The 17,650-nt window shown below is 57.4% G+C and carries 22 protein-coding genes; 11 read left to right on the top strand and 11 right to left on the bottom strand.

The window, feature by feature from the left end; translation table 11 throughout:
• The first annotated feature begins 291 nt into the window (after positions 1-291).
• Positions 292-1,110 (top strand): transglutaminase, encoded by an 819-nt coding sequence (locus CU048_01860; protein ID QBR70231.1) that lies wholly within the window; start codon positions 292-294, stop codon positions 1,108-1,110.
• A 96-nt stretch (positions 1,111-1,206) separates the two neighbouring features.
• On the opposite strand, the gene CU048_01855 is transcribed toward CU048_01860, so the two are convergent.
• Together CU048_01855 and argH are read right to left on the bottom strand one after the other, a co-directional pair.
• Positions 1,207-1,845: a hypothetical protein gene (locus CU048_01855; GenBank protein QBR70230.1), complete on the bottom strand. Its 639-nt coding sequence runs from the start codon at positions 1,843-1,845 to the stop codon at positions 1,207-1,209.
• Between the two features lie 130 nt (positions 1,846-1,975).
• Positions 1,976-3,364, bottom strand: coding sequence for an argininosuccinate lyase (argH, locus tag CU048_01850; protein ID QBR70229.1), 1,389 nt, complete (start codon positions 3,362-3,364; stop codon positions 1,976-1,978).
• Positions 3,365-3,393: 29 nt separating this feature from the next.
• Between argH and CU048_01845 the strand changes: the two genes are divergently transcribed.
• Entirely contained in the window at positions 3,394-4,059 is a 666-nt protein-coding gene (locus tag CU048_01845; GenBank protein QBR70228.1) for a thiol:disulfide interchange protein, read from the top strand.
• Here the strand turns inward: CU048_01845 and CU048_01840 are convergent.
• The 9 genes from CU048_01840 to CU048_01800 form a co-directional block, all read right to left on the bottom strand.
• Positions 4,036-4,566 carry an O-acetyl-ADP-ribose deacetylase gene (locus CU048_01840; protein ID QBR70227.1) on the bottom strand — a complete coding sequence of 177 codons (531 nt, stop codon included), beginning with the start codon at positions 4,564-4,566 and terminating at the stop codon, positions 4,036-4,038. The two genes, CU048_01845 and CU048_01840, sit on opposite strands and share 24 nt — an antisense overlap.
• Positions 4,567-4,631: 65 nt before the next feature.
• On the bottom strand, positions 4,632-4,970 hold the full coding sequence (gene grxD, locus CU048_01835; protein QBR70226.1) for a monothiol glutaredoxin, Grx4 family: 339 nt from the start codon (positions 4,968-4,970) through the stop codon (positions 4,632-4,634).
• A 50-nt stretch (positions 4,971-5,020) separates the two neighbouring features.
• Entirely contained in the window at positions 5,021-5,254 is a 234-nt protein-coding gene (locus CU048_01830; protein ID QBR72577.1) for a BolA family transcriptional regulator, read from the bottom strand.
• Positions 5,255-5,344: 90 nt separating this feature from the next.
• Positions 5,345-7,555, bottom strand: coding sequence for a phosphoribosylformylglycinamidine synthase subunit PurL (locus CU048_01825; GenBank protein ID QBR70225.1), 2,211 nt, complete (start codon positions 7,553-7,555; stop codon positions 5,345-5,347).
• Between the two features lie 34 nt (positions 7,556-7,589).
• Complete coding sequence (locus CU048_01820) at positions 7,590-8,213, bottom strand: hypothetical protein (protein ID QBR70224.1); 624 nt, start codon at positions 8,211-8,213, stop codon at positions 7,590-7,592.
• Positions 8,210-8,452 carry a hypothetical protein gene (locus tag CU048_01815; GenBank protein QBR70223.1) on the bottom strand — a complete coding sequence of 81 codons (243 nt, stop codon included), beginning with the start codon at positions 8,450-8,452 and terminating at the stop codon, positions 8,210-8,212. Before CU048_01815 ends, CU048_01820 begins: the two co-directional genes overlap by 4 nt.
• A gap of 47 nt (positions 8,453-8,499) precedes the next feature.
• Positions 8,500-9,207 carry a phosphoribosylformylglycinamidine synthase subunit PurQ gene (locus CU048_01810; protein ID QBR70222.1) on the bottom strand — a complete coding sequence of 236 codons (708 nt, stop codon included), beginning with the start codon at positions 9,205-9,207 and terminating at the stop codon, positions 8,500-8,502.
• 61 nt (positions 9,208-9,268) lie between these two features.
• Positions 9,269-9,508, bottom strand: coding sequence for a phosphoribosylformylglycinamidine synthase (locus CU048_01805; GenBank protein QBR70221.1), 240 nt, complete (start codon positions 9,506-9,508; stop codon positions 9,269-9,271).
• A 224-nt stretch (positions 9,509-9,732) separates the two neighbouring features.
• Positions 9,733-10,527 carry a phosphoribosylaminoimidazolesuccinocarboxamide synthase gene (locus CU048_01800; protein ID QBR70220.1) on the bottom strand — a complete coding sequence of 265 codons (795 nt, stop codon included), beginning with the start codon at positions 10,525-10,527 and terminating at the stop codon, positions 9,733-9,735.
• 392 nt (positions 10,528-10,919) lie between these two features.
• Here CU048_01800 and CU048_01795 point away from each other — a divergent pair, with 392 nt between their 5' ends.
• From CU048_01795 to fliQ, 9 genes are all read left to right on the top strand, one after another.
• Positions 10,920-11,273 carry a DUF1476 domain-containing protein gene (locus CU048_01795; protein ID QBR70219.1) on the top strand — a complete coding sequence of 118 codons (354 nt, stop codon included), beginning with the start codon at positions 10,920-10,922 and terminating at the stop codon, positions 11,271-11,273.
• A 284-nt stretch (positions 11,274-11,557) separates the two neighbouring features.
• Positions 11,558-12,019 carry a hypothetical protein gene (locus CU048_01790; GenBank protein QBR72576.1) on the top strand — a complete coding sequence of 154 codons (462 nt, stop codon included), beginning with the start codon at positions 11,558-11,560 and terminating at the stop codon, positions 12,017-12,019.
• 197 nt (positions 12,020-12,216) lie between these two features.
• Positions 12,217-13,431, top strand: coding sequence for a flagellar hook protein FlgE (locus CU048_01785; GenBank protein ID QBR72575.1), 1,215 nt, complete (start codon positions 12,217-12,219; stop codon positions 13,429-13,431).
• Positions 13,432-13,465: 34 nt separating this feature from the next.
• Positions 13,466-14,968: a flagellar hook-associated protein FlgK gene (locus CU048_01780; protein QBR70218.1), complete on the top strand. Its 1,503-nt coding sequence runs from the start codon at positions 13,466-13,468 to the stop codon at positions 14,966-14,968.
• Positions 14,965-16,008 (top strand): flagellar hook-associated 3 family protein, encoded by a 1,044-nt coding sequence (locus tag CU048_01775; GenBank protein QBR70217.1) that lies wholly within the window; start codon positions 14,965-14,967, stop codon positions 16,006-16,008. Before CU048_01780 ends, CU048_01775 begins: the two co-directional genes overlap by 4 nt.
• Before the next feature lie 37 nt (positions 16,009-16,045).
• Complete coding sequence (locus CU048_01770) at positions 16,046-16,393, top strand: flagellar biosynthesis regulator FlhF (GenBank protein ID QBR70216.1); 348 nt, start codon at positions 16,046-16,048, stop codon at positions 16,391-16,393.
• A 9-nt stretch (positions 16,394-16,402) separates the two neighbouring features.
• Positions 16,403-16,813, top strand: coding sequence for a flagellar biosynthesis repressor FlbT (locus CU048_01765; GenBank protein QBR70215.1), 411 nt, complete (start codon positions 16,403-16,405; stop codon positions 16,811-16,813).
• A gap of 23 nt (positions 16,814-16,836) precedes the next feature.
• Positions 16,837-17,241, top strand: coding sequence for a flagellar biosynthesis protein FlgD (locus tag CU048_01760; GenBank protein ID QBR72574.1), 405 nt, complete (start codon positions 16,837-16,839; stop codon positions 17,239-17,241).
• The gene (gene fliQ / locus CU048_01755) at positions 17,238-17,504 is read left to right on the top strand and encodes a flagellar biosynthetic protein FliQ (GenBank protein QBR70214.1); all 267 of its coding nucleotides are present in this window, start codon (positions 17,238-17,240) and stop codon (positions 17,502-17,504) included. Before CU048_01760 ends, fliQ begins: the two co-directional genes overlap by 4 nt.
• Positions 17,505-17,650: the final 146 nt, after the last annotated feature.

The following is a 17,650-nucleotide window of genomic DNA, read 5'->3' as shown; positions in this document are numbered from 1 at the left end:
CGGCATCCGCGCAACATGCGTTATTCGCCCCGCCGTCGGTTTGCAAGCACGTAGGGGAAGGGGCTCGAATAAACTCCGCTTTTGGTGCGAAGTCTCGGCATCAAATTTGGAATTCCTCAAATAATACTTCCCTCCTTTTGGAATAATTATCGGTATAGGGGAAGGTGTCCGTGCTATGAATAGAGCCGCGCGCGCCATCGGGGCTAATCAAACATAGTCTAGCCGCAGCCAATATGCACAAAATGAAGCGGCGAGCGACGTGATCCCCCGCAGTCTCGTGGAGTCAAGGTTTTGAAACTTCGAGTTGGCTATGAACTGCAATATGAGTTTCCGCAGCCCACCCCGCTCATCGCAATGCTCAACATTCATTTTTCGCGCGTTGCGGATCTGGCGGCGCCCGATCACATCGTCATCAGCCCCTCGGTTCCGATCTCTTGTTACCGCGATGGCTTTGGCAATTGGTGCAGCAGAATTGTCGCGCCGGCGGGTCATGTCAGTCTGTCCACCGACGCTATCGTGACCGATTCAGGTCAGCTCGATCCGGTGGTGCCAAGCGCGGCGCAGATCGCCGTCGAAAATCTTCCGGAAGAGGCCATTGTCTTTCTGCTCCCGAGTCGTTTTTGCGACAGCGACCGGCTGTTGGATCTGGCTTGGAGCCTGTTCAAGGATACGCCGCCGGGTTGGGCGCGGGTGCAGGCGATCTGCGATTTTGTCCATCAACGCATCAGTTTCGGCTATGAACACGCGCGCGTAACGCGAACGGCCTCGGAAGCCTATCAGGAAGGGCGCGGGGTCTGCCGCGACTATGCGCATCTCGCGGTCGCGTTCTGCCGCGCCTTAAACATCCCGGCGCGCTATTCGACCGGCTACCTTGGCGACGTCGGTACCCCGCCCCCCTTTCCACCCGGCGATTTCGCGGCATGGTTCGAGGCCTATCTCGGCGGCCAATGGTACACTTTCGATGCGCGCAACAACGTCCCACGAATCGGCAGGGTTTTACTGGCGCGAGGTCGGGATGCCGCGGATGTCGCGATCACAACAACATTCGGCCCGAACACCCTCACGAGCTTTCGGGTCTGGACGGACGAGCTTTCTGAAGGGCCGGTATAACCCAAACGACCCGCCAGCAAGGGATCCGCCCCCATCGACCGGGCCGGCCATCACCAGCAGCCAGGGCTGGGCTCACGATCCTTCTTGAAACCGGCTTTAGGCGGCCAGTTGCTCGATGTGCGGGACTGCAACGTCGCCGACCAACACATATTTGTTTCCGGTCCAGGCTTCCGGCGCTTGCGTGCCGAGCTTTTGTGCCTCGGCGCGCTCTTGCTCATCCACCACGCCGCGGAAAGACAAGAGGTAGAGACCGGGTGTCGCGAGCCGGAACGCGAAGGGGATCGATTCAGTCCCGCCCGGACGAATGACATGGGATACTGCGCCGGCATTCGGGTTCAAGGTCAGAGGTACGCGAAACCTCTTTGGCGGATCGTATTTGGGCTTGCCATCGGCGTCGAACTTGGCCAAACGGACGTGGAACGCAGGTGGCTCGTCCTTCCAATTGATCTTCGTATTCTGGCCGCCGCGATTGGCCAACTCCACAACCACAGTGACAATGTAACCGTCGCCATCGAGACTGCGTTGAATGGTCGGCTTGATGTCGACCGCAACGACCGGCTGCTGTTTCTGCCGAAGCTCAACATCTTTGATCTGCGCTTCGGAATTCCGCACCGAAATACTAGCGCTCTCGCCATCGCGGAGAAGGCGCAGCACTTGAAATGCCCAAGCGGCGGCGCCGAAGACAACGATGACTTTAAGTCCAAGCTCGATCAGGTCGATCCACGTCTTATCCATCCGTTTGACCCCCGAATTTGCGTTGAGACAAGTGTCGGTGGGCAAATGCCGCGACCGAACCTTTACAGGATTGACCAGCGCGACCTGATGAACAAGGGCAAGGTGTGGATAGCTCCAGTTTCGTTTTAGCTTAGGACGGCTTTTTTAGCCGTTTTAGCCAGCGATTCGCCTGCGCTCGCACATTTTTCGGGGCGGTGCCGCCAAAACTGATGCGGCTGCGGACCGATTTTTCGACGCCAAGGACCGCGTAAACTTCCTCACTGATTCGCGGCTCGATCGCCTGCATTTCGGCGAGAGAGAGCTTTTCGAGGCCCTTTTTTTGCGAGGCGGCGATGCCGACCAGGCGTCCGGTGATGTGATGCGCTTCGCGGAACGGCAGATGCAGCGTGCGAACCAGCCAGTCGGCGAGATCGGTTGCGGTCGCATATCCTAACCCCGCCGCTTCCTTCATCCGTTTCGGATCGGGCGTGAGATCGGCGACCATTCCGGTCATGGCGGAAAGGCACAGCGAGAGTGAGTGCAGGGCGTCGAAGGTGCCTTCCTTATCTTCCTGCATATCCTTGGAATAGGTCAGCGGCAGGCCCTTCATGACGATGAGGAGGGCATGCAGAGCGCCGATGATGCGCCCAGCCTTGCCGCGGACAAGTTCCGCCGCGTCGGGATTGCGCTTTTGCGGCATGATCGAGGAGCCGGTCGAGAATTTGTCGGACAAGGCGACGAAGCCGAATTGCGGCGTCGCCCAGAGTACGATCTCCTCGGCGAAGCGGGAAAGATGCATCGCGCAGATGGCTGCGGCGCTCAGGGTTTCAAGCACAAAGTCACGATCGGCAACGCTGTCGAGCGAATTCGCCGTCGGCCGGTCGAAGCCGAGCGATTTCGCGACCATCATCCGATCGATCGGAAACGAAGTCCCGGCCAGCGCGGCGGCGCCGAGAGGCGATTCATTGAGCCTGCCGCGCGCATCGGCGAACCGGCCGCGGTCGCGCGAAAACATTTCTACATAGGCAAGAAGATGATGGCCGAAGGTGACGGGCTGGGCAGATTGCATGTGGGTGAAGCCCGGCATGACGGTCCCCGCGTGGGAAACCGCCTTTTCGGCGAGCTCGCGTTGCAGATCGCGCAATTGCAGATCGAGGGCATCGATCGTGTCCCGGACCCACAGACGGAAATCCAATGCAACCTGATCGTTGCGCGAGCGCGCGGTGTGAAGCCGACCGGCCGCAGGCCCGATCAGATCGGCCAGCCGCGCTTCAATATTCATGTGAATGTCTTCCAGCGCCCGCGAAAACGTGAAAGTGCCGTTCTCGATCTCGTGGCGGATTTCATCCAGACCGCGCTCGATCGCCTTGGCGTCTTCGGGCGGAAGAATTCCGGTTTCTCGCAACATGGCGACATGCGCCTTCGAACCGGCTATATCCTGCAGGGCAAGCCTGTAGTCGAAGCCAATCGAGGCATTGATCTCTTCCATGATCGCGTCGGGGCCGCTTTCGAACCGGCCGCCCCACATTTTGTTGCTCATCTCGCCGCGCTCTTTTAAGACTGGTCCGCATGATCGAAATTTCACCGAAACCGGAAGGAACGCCGGCTGTCCGGCGCGGCGTCGTCATTACTGCAGTCGTAGTGGCCTGTCTGGTTTTGGCTTTTGTCCTATACGGGATGAAGCCTCCGGCCGGCAAGGAAGGCGCCGTCAACTCGGCTTGTCCGAATGCGGCGCAAAGGGTGGCGCGCCTCAAACCGCTGGTTCATGGCGAGGTCGCCGCTTTCGCCCTTGCAAGTGAGCCAAAGGCGATTCCCGACCTCAGCTTCGATTCTCCCGAAGGCACCAAGGTCAGGCTCGCGGATTTCAAAGGGCAGGCCGTTCTCCTCAATCTGTGGGCGACCTGGTGTGTGCCCTGCCGCCAGGAAATGCCGGCGCTCGACCGGCTCCAGGGCACCCTCGGCTCGAAGGATTTTACGGTCCTCGCGGTGAATATCGATACGACCCGACTCGACCGCCCTAAGGCGTTCTTGAACGAAATCGGTGTGAAAAACCTCAAATTCTATGCGGATAATACAGCAGGCGCTTTCCAGAGTCTGAAACAAACAGGCAAGGTGCTGGGGCTCCCGACCACGATCCTGATTGACAAGGACGGTTGCGAAATCGGGACGCTCGCGGGTCCGGCGCAATGGGACTCCCCGGACGCCGTCGCCCTATTGAGGGCCATTCAGGGTTGATCGGTCGGCGCCGATCGCAGTCATTGCGCGGGCATGGTGAGCCGCCGAGGTGTCGGAAAAGCAACAAAAGACGATCCGCTTGAAGGTCTCCGGCGATGCGTTGGAGACGGTTTCGACCGCGATCGTCGCCGCGCGCTCCGGGGGAAAGCCGTAGATTCCGGTGGAGATCGCTGGAAAGGCGATCGAACGCAGCCCTTCATCGCGCGCAATTTCAAGGGCGCGGCGATAGCAGGAGGCGAGCGAAGCATCCTCTCCTTGCGTGCCTCCGGACCAAACCGGACCGACGGTGTGAATAATGTGACGGGCGGGCAGGCGATAGCCGGAGGTGATTTTGGCGTCGCCCGTGGCACAACCGCCGAGCTTACGGCAGGCGGCAAGAAGTTCAGGTCCGGCAGCACGGTGGATCGCACCGTCCACACCGCCCCCGCCAAGCAGTGAAGGATTGGCGGCGTTTACGATCGCATCGAGCGCCAGTGTCGTGATGTCCGCGACGATGATCTCAAGCATTGCTGCAGCGCTTCGCAGCGGCCGGCGTTAGGAACCCCGTGCCTAACCGCGGCCGCGGCCCAAGATTACGCCTTGGTTGGCTGCTTGCACTCGATGCCCTTGCCGGTCAAATGCGACGCGAGTTCGCCGGATTGAAACATTTCCCGAACGATATCGCAGCCGCCAATGAATTCGCCTTTGACATACAGTTGGGGAATTGTCGGCCAGCTGGAAAACTCCTTGATTCCCTGACGGATTTCGTCGTTGGCAAGGCAGTTTACCGGCTCATAGGCAACATCGAGATAATTCAGGATTTGAACCAATTGCCCGGAGAATCCGCATTGAGGAAAGTTCGGGGTGCCCTTCATGAATAACACGACGTCATTCTTGTCGATCGTTTCCTGAATGGAATCCTTGATAGCCATTGCCTGATCCTTTCGGGGTGCGTTCTTGGAGGGTGCTGGGGTCCAGCAGCCTATTTGGGGGCCAGAGTTTGAAGCTGCAACGCATGCAACTCGCCGCCCATCGTGCCGCCCAGAGCCTTATACACAAGCTGGTGCTGCTGGAGCTTAGACTTGCCGACAAATTCTGAGGAAATGACAATTGCGGCAAAATGGTCGTTATCGTCGGCGAGGGGGGTGATCTGGATTTTCGCGTCCGGAATGCCTTGCTTGATAAGGCGTTCGATTTCAGTCGATGGCAGGGGCATAGTCAGCTTGTCCTTGTCTGTTGATCGCCGCAGGTTTTTCGGGGTTTCCCGAATATTCCGTGCCAAATGGCCGATTTCATCAGGATCCGTTCAAGAAGTAGCACCCGCCATATAGGCCGGCAGCCAGTTTTCGTGGTCCCGCATCAGATCAGCCAGCAATATGGCGGCGCCACCGCAAAGGGTCAACGTATCCCCGCCGGTGACACCGATGATTTCGCAGGCGACGCCCGCGGCCCTTGCTGCAAGCAAGATCGACTCCAGTTTTGCTGGCGGAATCACAACAATATAGCGCCCCTGATCTTCGCCGAAGAGAAAGCCATGAGCCGCAAGCGGAGCCGTCACCTCCATGGTGGCGCCGATCTTGCCTGCCAACGCCATTTCCGCGAGCGCGACTGCCAGACCCCCGTCGGAAATGTCATGGACGGCACTTGCGGCGCCTTCGACGATCAATTCCCGCACAAAATCGCCATTGCGCTTCTCCGCCGCCAGATCAACTGGAGGCGGCGCGCCATCCTCGCGGCTGCAAATCTCCCGAAGATAGAGGGATTGGCCGAGCCAGCCTTCGGTCGTGCCGATCAAAAGAATTTTTTCACCCGGCCGCTTGAGTGCCAGGGTTGCGGTGCGCCTCACATCGGCGACAAGCCCGACACCGCCAATGGAAGGGGTGGGCAAAATTCCCCGGCCGCTGCTCTCATTGTACAAGGATACATTGCCGGACACGACGGGGAAATCGAGGGCCCGGCAGGCCTCGCTGATTCCCTGAATGCAGCCGACGAGTTGGCCCATGATCTCGGGCCGTTCGGGATTGCCGAAATTCAGATTATCGGTAACTGCGAGGGGCAGGGCGCCGGTCGCGGTGAGATTGCGCCAGGCTTCTGCGACGGCTTGTTTGCCGCCCTCGAAAGGGTCGGCCTGACAGTAGCGCTGGGTCACATCGGTGGTGAGCGCCAAGCCCTTGGGACCATCGCCAATCCGGATGACGGCGGCATCGCCGCCGGGCGGCTGCACGGTATTGCCGAGAATCAAATGGTCGTATTGTTCGTAAATCCAGCGCTTGGAGCAAAGATCAGGGCTGGCGATCAGGCGCGCCAGCGCTTCGGCATGCGGAATCGGCGCGACAATATCGCTGGCAGCGATTCGCGCCGGTTTTTCGGAGGCCGCATAGGGGCGATCATAAAGCGGTGCCGCGTCGCCGAGCTCCTTGATCGGTAAATCCGCTTTGACCCTGCCCTGATGCCGGACGGTGAAGCGCAGCGTGTCGGTTGTCTTGCCGATAACCGCGAAATCGAGGCCCCATTTCCGAAAAACGGCTTCGGCCTCGGCTTCCTTGGCCGGATCGAGGACCATCAGCATCCGCTCCTGGCTTTCCGACAGGAGCATCTCATAGGCCGTCATGCCGGACTCCCGGCAGGGCACGTCGTCGAGATCGAGCTCGATTCCGAGGTTCCCTTTGGCCCCCATCTCGACCGCCGACGAGGTCAGCCCCGCCGCGCCCATGTCCTGGATCGCGATGACCGCGCCGGTCTGCATCAATTCGAGGCAGGCTTCGAGCAGGAGTTTTTCCGTAAAGGGATCGCCGACCTGAACCGTCGGGCGCTTTTCCTCCGCATCGGCTTCGAAAGAGGCCGACGCCATGGTCGCGCCATGGATTCCGTCGCGGCCGGTCTTCGAGCCGAGGTAAACGATCTTGTTTCCAATCCCACTCGCCTTAGCGTAGAAAATCTCATCGGCGCGAGCGATTCCGACCGCCATCGCGTTGACGAGAATATTGCCGTCGTAACGCGAATGAAAATTGGTCGAGCCCCCGACCGTCGGCACCCCAAAGCAATTCCCGTAAGCGCCAATCCCGGCAACAACGCCGCCAACGAGATGGCGCGTGCGGCTATTTTCAGGAGCGCCGAACCGAAGCAGGTTCAGGCAGGCGACCGGGCGGGCTCCCATGGTAAACACGTCGCGCAAAATTCCGCCGACGCCGGTCGCGGCCCCCTGGAACGGTTCGATGAAGGAGGGGTGGTTATGGCTCTCCATTTTGAAGACGCATGCGAGACCATCGCCGATGTCGATGACGCCGGCGTTTTCGCCGGGACCCTGAATGACCCAGGGGGCCTTGGTGGGAAGGCCGCGAAGATGGATGCGCGAGGATTTATAGGAACAATGCTCGTTCCACATGGCCGAGAAAATGCCGAGTTCGGTGAATGTCGGCGTACGGCCGATGAGGGCGAGGATGCGCGCATATTCGTCGGGTTTTAGCCCATGCGCGGCGACGAGTTCGGGGGTGATGTCGGGATCGGTTTGGAGCAATTCACGACTGCCATTCGCTCTTAAGGTAGGTTCGCTAAATGACCCCTACAGACCGTGCGAAAGCTCTACTTGAATAGACTGATGAATGGATGATTTTTATCACGATCAATTTCCAAGATGCCCGCAAGCCTTCAACTATCATGACCAACGGGGCCACGATAATGATTGAGAGGCCAGTGATAATTGAGGCGACTGGATATCGCAGCATCGCCAGTTCAAACGCCAGCTGCTGTAGGTCTACGAAACGGCTATCTTTCCAAAGGGCGGAACTACGCGGAAGAGTATCCGGTAAGTCAATGTCCGCAAGTCTGTACCGAAGTTCATCAATTTGCTGCCTAAGGTCTTCTATTTCCATATTTGGATCCAACTCTGGTAAGTTAGATGGTTTGATTCTGTAGAATTCAACCAAAGAGAAACCTACCCCCCCAACAAGCGTGAGAACAGGCAAGAGGACTTGCAAAGGCTCGCCCTTTGCTTCCTTTGTTTGTAATTCAATAATTTTGTACTCTGGTTCAGCGTAGCGAACATCCGCCTTCAGTTCTCTCTGAAGATCCCTCAAGCGCCTCCATTTGGGCAAACTCAACAGTGTGGCAATCAATTTCAATGAAGGCCAACCTAAGAGAATCATACAAGCTAACAACACAGGCGGCGGCATCATCGATCCTGCTCCTGCAAAAGATCATAAACAGCATACACGACCGCAGAAACGATCAATAGCGTAAACATCAAAGGTCGGTTTTGTTGCATCCAAACCTTAACCTCATCGTCGTAACCAAAGAACCACGAGTATGCTCTCGAGGCCCCGATTGCGGCCAAGCTGAATAGGAAAAACCTTTTGATAAAAGCCCAAAACCATCGTCCGACCTGAAAATTTCCTCGCACGATTGGTTCCGCCACATTTTAACAAGCGTAAGTGTTAACAAGCGTAACCACTCGTGCACCGATTAGGAACAGACGTTGACCGATCGAGCCACCGCCAAGCTCTCAAACAAGCCCGATCCGTCGGTTCCGCCAACCAACGGATCGATGAGATTTTCAGGATGCGGCATCAAGCCCAGGACATTGAGATTTTCTGAATAGATCCCGGCAATATCGTTGACCGAGCCGTTCGGATTGGCGTCCGTGCCCCTGCGGCCTTGCGCGTCGCAATAGCGGAAAGCGACCCGGTTTTCGCCTTCGATCCGCGCGATCGTCGCCGCGTCGGCGGTGTAATTGCCCTCGCCATGGGCGATCGCCACTTTGACGACTTGCCCTTTTGTATAGTGGGAAGCAAAAGGCGTATCGGTTCGCTCGACGGTCAAATGCTGCATTCGGCAGACGAAATGCAGATTGGCGTTGCGCATCAGCACGCCGGGCAGCAAGCCGGCTTCCACCAGGATCTGAAAGCCGTTGCAGATACCGAGAACGAGCCCGCCGCGGGCGGCATGGGCACGCACGGCGTCCATGACCGGCGCCCGGGCGGCAATGGCGCCGCAACGGAGATAATCGCCGTAGGAGAAGCCGCCGGGCAGCACCACGAGATCGGTGCCGGCGGGCAGCGCATGTTCGCCATGCCAGACGACGGAAGGCTTGGTTCTCCCGATCGTTTCGAGGGCGTGGGCGGCGTCGCCCTCACGGTTCGAACCGGGAAATAGAATGATGGCGGCTTTCATGTGTCGACGATGATTTCCTCGCTGAGAGAAACCGAGTGCGGCTGGCTAGTGTCGCAAAGGCCTAGAGGATTTCGACCTCGAAATTTTCCACCACCTGATTTGCCAACAATTTCTCGCAAGCTCCGCGCAGGAGGTCCCGAGCCGTGGCTTGATCGTTCGTTGCGAGTTCGACCTCGAAAATCTTGCCCTGGCGTATCGAATCAATTCCCTGGATGTCGAGGGATTTCAGCGCGCCTTCAATTGCCTTGCCTTGCGGATCGAGAATCCCGTTCTTGAGCGTGACAACGACCCGGGCTTTCATCTTCACTCCCCTTGGAGGATGGCGGCAGGAAAGTCTTCAAAAACTTGAAGCCCGCAACAGGCGGGCGACAGGCCCCGCATAGGTCGATTTGCGGCGAGGCGCAATCCTAACCTTTCGCTCGGGCCAGTGCTCATCCGAAGAAAACCGAGGGGGCGGCGGGAGAGGCTTTCGCAAGGGCCAGCCTAGCGAAAGCTTTGTTGTCGGCTCCTTAGAGCCAATCGTTCCTACTGAACGAGTTTTGGCCCGCTGGCGCGCGGCTGCTCGTTTTCCTGCAGAATGCCGAGCCGGCGTGCGACCTCCGTATACGCTTCGACCAGCCCGCCGAGATCGCGGCGAAAGCGGTCCTTGTCGAGCTTGTCATTCGATTTGATATCCCAGAGACGGCACGAATCGGGGGAGATTTCGTCGGCCACGATGATCCGCATCATGTCGCCTTCCCAAAGTCTGCCGCACTCCATCTTGAAGTCGACGAGCCGAATGCCGACGCCGAGGAACAGGCCGGACAGAAAATCATTGACGCGAATCGCAAGCGACATGATGTCGTCGATTTCCTGCGGGCTGGCCCACCCGAAGGCCGTGATGTGTTCCTCCGACACCATCGGGTCGTTCAGTTCGTCGTTCTTATAATAGAACTCGATGATCGAGCGGGGCAGCTGGGTACCCTCCTCGATCCCCAAGCGCGTCGAGAGCGAGCCGGCCGCGACATTGCGGACAACCACCTCGAGCGGCACGATTTCCACTTCCCGAATCAGCTGTTCCCGCATGTTGAGGCGTCGGATGAAATGGGTCGGGACCCCGATGTCGTTGAGATTTTGGAAAACGAACTCCGATATCCGGTTGTTGAGAACGCCCTTTCCGTCAATCACCTCGTGTTTCTTGGCATTAAAAGCGGTTGCATCGTCCTTGAAATGCTGGATGAGCGTACCCGGCTCCGGTCCTTCATAGAGGACTTTTGCCTTGCCTTCGTAAATGCGCCGGCGGCGATTCATTGGGATTAACCGTGGCTTGAGATGATCCATGGGTGGCCGTGGCTCCTTTGAACGTCCTAGGTCCTGCATCCGGAACGCCTCTGGGCTGCGTGTCGCGGGGATGGAAGGCGTAGGCTATGCGCTTATTTGTCGCCGCGGTATCGAGGTGGGTCCCAGCTCTTTCCCATTGCGGAGCAAGCCGGCCGAACCCAACCTATCCGAAAGCGGATTTTCATACAATGCCAAGCTAACACACCGGAATTCCTAGAGATCGGTCCTCCTCATGACGGGCGCCTGTCTGTAGCAGAGATTCGTAGCCGAATATAGTAAGGAAATTGAGCTTCAACGTTGCCTTGCCCCAGCATGGCGCTTTCAGGAAACATCGCTATTATGCGCCGCTCCGCTTGAGGGCGGGACCGCAACAACTCCAATGGGGAGTGAGTATGACCACTTTCGACGAGCGCGAGCACGCCTTCGAGGCGAAACTCGCCCATGACGAAGAACTGAAATTCAAGGCAAAAGCACGCCGCGACAAATATCTGGGCCTGTGGGCCGCCGAAAAACTTGGGAAGTCCGGACCCGCGGCAGAGGACTATGCCGGCGCGCTGGTTGCCGCTGACATCAAAGCCGATGGCGATGAAGCGATCTTTAGAACGGTTCGCGCCGATTTCGACAAGGCCGGGGTCCAGCAATCGGACCATCAGATCCGCCGGAAGATGGAGGAACTGCTCGCCGCAGCCGTCGAAGAGGTGACCCGCTCGGTCCAGCAACCCAAGGAGACTCGGAGCAAGAGTTAGGCTCCGTTGGCATCGCCCCCGCGGAGGGTTTTAACCCTCGGCGGTGCGGCGTCGCGGTTGCGGTTTAACACGGCCATGGTCAAAGCCGGCTTGTTGCTCGCGACTTTCAAGAATTGAACCAAGGGACGCAGGCAGAAAATACAAATCGGCAACGACTTTCTGTTTATGTTATGTCGATAATACTCACATTGTTCTATTTTAGTTTAATTGGACGAAACCTTATCTTCAATGAATTTTGGGAGGCGACCATGACGCAGAAAACCTATCTTCTGATTTCGTCGCTTTTGGCAAGCCAACTCGCCTTCGCCGTCGGCGCGTCCGCCAAACAGGCGGTTTCCGGCAATGGTCCTTTGGCCTTCGCTTCGCTGGTTGCAGAATACTCCCCGCTTTTGAGCCGTCATGAGAAAAAGATCATGGGTGATCTCTTAGAGGGCAAGCTCGATTTCAAATATGCCAAAGGCAAAACAATTGCCGTGGACGCGGATTCGGTCGTTTGCAGCGAAAGCAATGTCGCGATCACCAGGCGTTCCTGCGATTTGAAATTTGCCGGCAAAACGGTGACCCTCAAGGGACGCAAAGCCCACGAACTCTATGCCACCCTGGTCGAAATCGGCGTACCGCCCGACGGAGCGGCGGGAACGATCTACGAAAGCCTCTCGCACCTGAGCTGCGCCATCGATCCAGGTGAAATCCAGCAAAATGCCGGCGGCGGCGCGCAATGCCAATTCGATCCCGGCGCACCCTGAGGCTATGCCGGTCGAGACCGCTCACGCTCGCAGATCCTGCTGCAGACGGATGCTGAACCAGGCGGCAGCGTTGGGACGCGTTGAATCCTGACGCCAGCCGCGTTGCCATCGGCTGCTTCTCGCCAATTCGCGAAACGAAAGTAAGGCCCGAGCAAGCTTTGTTCGGTTTACTCCGGCTTGCCAACCCGGAGAATCCCATGGGCCTCTTTAGCGCGATGACTGCGAGTGTGTCTGGAATGGCCGCACAGGCAAGCCATCTTTCAACCGTTTCAGAAAATATCTCGAATTCGAGCACCACCGGCTATAAGCAGGCTTCGACTCATTTCCAGGACATCGTCGATTCGATCGGCACCTCGGGTGACTATAATGCCGGGGGAGTCAGCACCTTGGTCCGCTACAATATCTCGGAACAGGGAAGCCTCGCCAGCACGACATCGGCGACCGACCTTGCCATTCAAGGCAATGGTTTTTTTCTCGTCAGCAATGCGAACGGGGCAATCTATCTTACCCGTGCCGGTTCCTTTACCAAGGACTCATCCGGAAATCTCGTCAACACGGCCGGGTACACGCTCATGGGCTATAGTTTGGCTCCGGGGGCCGGGGGCGTTACCAATAGTTTGGCCGGATTGCAGCCGATTACGGTCAATGCGGCGGCGCTGATCGCGACACCCTCGACGGCCGGAACCTTCACCGCCAACGTCAATTCAAACTCCACGGCTGTGGTTGGAGCGCCTTCAACCAGCAATTATACCGAGAAGTCCTCGATCGTTGCTTATGATTATCTTGGCAATGCGGTCACCTTGGATACGTATTTTTCCAAAACCGGAACCAACACATGGCAGGTCGAGGTCTATGACAGTAGTGCCCCGGCGGTGCCCTTGACTTCGCAGACGCTCACCTTCGATCCCACGACCGGCCAGCTTGCTCCCCCCTCGCCGCCGGCTCTTTCTCTGGCGATCCCTGGCGGCACGACCGCATCGCTGGATATTTCCAGCATGACGCAATTGGCGTCGGCCTTCACGGTCACCACGGCGACTATGGATGGCAATGCTCCAAGCCAGGTGCAAAGTGTAAGCATATCGCAGGATGGTACGCTGTCCTACGTCTACGCCAACGGGAAGGAGGTCCCGGCCTACAAGATTGCCCTCGGCAATGTCATCAGCCCGGACAATCTTACGAATTTGCCCGGCGATGCCTTTCAGGTGAATTCAGCATCGGGAAGCCTGACGATCGGGACTGCGGGGACCGGCGGTTTGGGAGACGTCAAATCCTTCCGGCTCGAATCTTCGACGGTGGATTTGGCGACTCAACTGACAGACATGATCGTCGCCCAACGCGGCTACGAAGCCAATACCAAGGTCTTCCAGACGGGCTCGGAACTCCTAAGCCAACTCAACAATATGCTGAAATAAAATTATCCATCCGTGACCTCAAGGGTCGTGCATCATGAGCCTCTCAAGCGCCGCGCGTATTGCACAGTCGGGATTAAACACGGTGACGGCGGAAGCCGCCACCTTGTCCCGCAACATCGCCGGGGCGAGCACCACGACGATCTATACGCGTAAGATCGCAAACGTCACCACCACGCCAGGGAGCTCGCAGCTCGTCTCCGTTGCACGGGCGTCAAACCTGGCCGTTTTCGCAAATATGTTGAGCGCGACATCTTCCAATGCAACGCAAGACGCACTGACTGCCGGTCTGAACGCGCTGAACCAGACGATCGGCGACGTTTCAAGCAGTATCGATGGGACAACGTCGAGCGCAAGTTCACCGGCTGCCTTGTTGAGCAATTTCACAAATGCGCTTCAAGCCTACGAAGCCTCACCGAGCAATTCGACGCTCGCGAGCACCGCCGTATTCGCTGCCGGTGCCTTGGCGGATAAATTGAACAGCGCTTCGGCGACGGTTCAAGGTGTGCGAGAGGACGCCGATGCCGGCATGTCCTCCTCGGTTCGAACGATCAACTCCCTGCTGGCCCAATTCCAGAGCGTAAACTTGCAGATCGTCAATGGAACCGCAACCGGCGTCGATGTGACCGACGCACAGGATACGCGCGACAATATTCTTAAGCAGCTTTCTAATGAGATAGGCATTACGACAACGAGCGGCGCCAACAACGACATGTCCATCTATACGGACAGCGGTGTCACCTTGTTCCAAGGCGGCGCGGCAAGAAGCGTGGCTTTTTCTGCCACAAACACCTATTCGGCGGCGACGGTTGGCCATGCGGTCTATGTCGATGGCGTGCCCGTCACGGGTTCCTCGGCGACCATGGCTGTGGCGTCCGGCAAAATCGCGGGTCTAGCGACGTTGCGCGATAGTATAGCTGTCACCTACCAGGTGCAATTGGATGGCATCGCGGCCACCTTGATCAACGTCTTTGCGGAAAGCGACCAAATCGGGAGCGGTCCCGATTTGCCGGGCATGTTCACGATTGCGGGCGCTACTTCGGTTCCGGTCAGCGCGACCGGGCTTGCCGGGCAAATCATTGCCAATCCCAATGTCGATCCGGCCCAGGGGGGCAATTCCCTTCTCCTCCGCGATGGCGGCATTTCGGTTCCGACAAATCCCGCCTACACCTACAACACAAGCGGCGATGCGAGTTACACAAGCCGGCTTTCCCAACTGCTTGGAAATCTTGCCGCGCCGCAATCATTCAGTCCGGCCGGCGCCATCACCACGACCTCGAGCCTGGGTACTTACGCATCCGCTTCGGTCAGCTGGCTGGAGGGCCAGAGGTCTCATGTTTCGGCGCAAAGCACGTATCAAGGCGCAATGCTCAGTGCCGCAACATCCGCCTTGTCCAACGAAACCGGCGTTAATTTGGATGATGAAATGGCAAAAATGCTCGATCTCGAGCGGGCATACGCGGCCACCGCGAAATTGATCACGACGATTGACGGCATGTTCGCCACGCTTTTAGCTGATCTGGGAAGCCTTCCGGCATGACCTCCTACATTTCCACCCAAACGATCTCTTCATCGCTGCGCCAATCCGTCTTGCGGATGCAAACCGAACTCGCCGCCAGCGTGACGGAAACCGCCACCGGCAACCATGCGGATATTGGACTTACGCTCGGCGATCGCACAGGCATGACGGTCTCGCTGCAAGCCGAGAACTCGATGCTCAAGACGCTCACCGAAACCAACCAGATTGTGTCCATACGTCTGAGCACAACGCAAAACATCTTGAGCGGCTTGCAAGCTTCCGCACAGGATTTGCTGGATGCTCTTCTCCAGGCCAATGGATCCACCTCAAACGCCAACACGATCCAGTCGGCGGGACGGAGCGACCTCAAGGCCTTGATCGCGAGTATGAATTCAACCCTCGACGGCAATTATATCTTCGCGGGAACAAATACCGGAACGCAACCGATCGCCGATTATTTCGGGCCATCGGCGGCCAATAAACTAGCGGTCGACACAAGTTTTTTAGCGACCTTCGGAATGTCGCAGTCGAACAGCGGAATCTCGGCCATCACCGGCCCCAATATGCAGAATTTTCTTGATAATCAGTTTGCGCCCTTGTTCCAGGGCGCCAACTGGCCAGCCAATTGGTCTTCGGCGACCAACCAAACCCTGACCAATAGAATTTCCGAAGTGCGAACGGTCCCGACATCAATCAGCGCCAACGACACAGCTTTTCAACAGCTTGCCCAAGCCTATACGATGATCGCCGATCTTGGAATCCAAAATCTCAACCCGGCGGCTTATCAAGCCGTGGCGAACACCGCCCAGACTGTTTTGAGTTCAGCAATTTCCAAGCTCGTCGACCTGCAGGCGAGCATGGGTGTTGTGCAGGCGAGCGTTGAGAATGCCAATACTCAAATGAACCTGCAGATGAACATTCTGGCAGCCCAGATCGGCAATCTGGAAAGCGTCAACAGCTATGAAGTTGCGACCCGGGTGACCGATCTTCAAACCCAAATCGAGAGCTCCTATTCATTAACCTCGCAGCTTCACCAGCTGAGTCTGGCAAAATATCTTTGAGTTGTGCTTTGAGAATGTCCGCACTGCGGTAGGTCAGATGTATCAATTTTCTTACGCTGAACATCTTGCTGAGAATCTTAAGGGTTCCCGTGACCGCGAACGTCTCGCCTTGGACCATGCGATTGAGCTCTTAAGAAAAGCCGAGGCTGCCGGTGGGCAAGCGCCGGTGGCAATTGAGGCCCTCGGATTTCTCACCAAACTGTGGAATGTTTTTATCGAGGATCTGGTCGACCCGGAAAATGACTTGCCCGATGTACTGCGGGCAGATCTCGTTTCGGTAGGGCTTTGGATTGTTAAGGAAGCCACTCAAATCAGCTCCGGACATTCGCAAAATTTCCGTGGCTTGATCGAGATTTGTACAATGATCCGCGATGGATTGGAGTGAGCAGATCAGATGCATATATCGCTTCGTGCCGGAGAGAAGATCTATATTAACGGGGCCGTCCTGCGCTGCGATCGAAAGGTCTCGCTCGAACTTCTCAATGACGCGACCTTTCTTCTGGAAGCTCATGTCATGAAGGTGGAGGAGGCGGCGACGCCGCTGCGCCAACTCTATTTTATTATTCAGATCATGTTGATGAGCCCGACAGACTCAGCCGCCGCGCGAGACATGTTTGAAAAATCTATTCGCTCAACCATCGAAGTGTCCGAAAACGAAGCGCTAGTCACCGGTTTGCATTGCCTAAAAACCCTGGTTGAAACCAATCGTATCTTTGAAGCCTTGAAGGCAACGCGCGCCTTGTTTCCCGTCGAAGCGGAAATATTGGCGGGCGCTCGAACGGCTTCACCCACACAGGCAGCTTGAACGAACGGCGGAGAAGCATCTTCATGGCCATCAGCGGTGTCGCAACATCAACAAGTGTTCCATCCGGGAATGGGGCTACGAGCTCGTCTCCGGCCGCCCCAACCGTCGATTATAACCAGTTCCTGAAGCTTCTCGTTGCGGAGCTACGCAATCAGGATCCGACCAGTCCAACCGATCCAACCCAATATATGAGTCAGCTTGCCTCATTTTCGTCCGTCGGGCAGCAGGTGCAAACCAATGCGACGCTCGAGGCGCTTCTCTCGGCACAGGCGAGCACCGTGATCGGCAAGACGTTGATCTCTTCAGACGGAACGATCAGCGGGACAGTGGTCTCCGTTGAAATTGCCTCGGGGGGCGGGGCCGTTGCGACATTGAGCGACGGACGGCATATCACGCTCGGTGCCGGCGTGACAGTCAGCTCGTCATGAATGAAGCTGATGCCCTGGAGCTTTTGCGCGCGGCAATTTGGACGATCATCATCGGCTCCGGTCCGGCGGTCGCCTCCGCGATGATTGTTGGTCTCGTAATCGCTCTGCTGCAGGCTTTGACTCAGGTCCAAGAAATGACGCTGACATTCGTACCGAAGATTGTCATCATCCTTCTCGCCTTGATGATTGGAGCGCCTTTCATCGGCGGCCAAATTTATGCCTTCACGGAGCGGGTCTATTCGCGGATCCAGAACGGCTATTAGGGGAATCAATATATAAGCGTCGCGTCGCCGTGACGTGGCAGCCTATATATTTGCGCCGCTCCTTTGCCATTCACTTCCTGCCTCGATCTGCCTCGTTATGGTCGCGCAAGCTAAAGCGGTCAGACTGGCTGGGCTTGTGACACGCG

Source organism: Beijerinckiaceae bacterium (assembly GCA_004564215.1).
Classification (GTDB): Bacteria; Pseudomonadota; Alphaproteobacteria; order Rhizobiales; family Beijerinckiaceae; genus Methylocapsa.
Note: the sequence above shows the minus strand (reverse complement) of the source record. Positions and strands in the feature narration are given on the sequence as shown.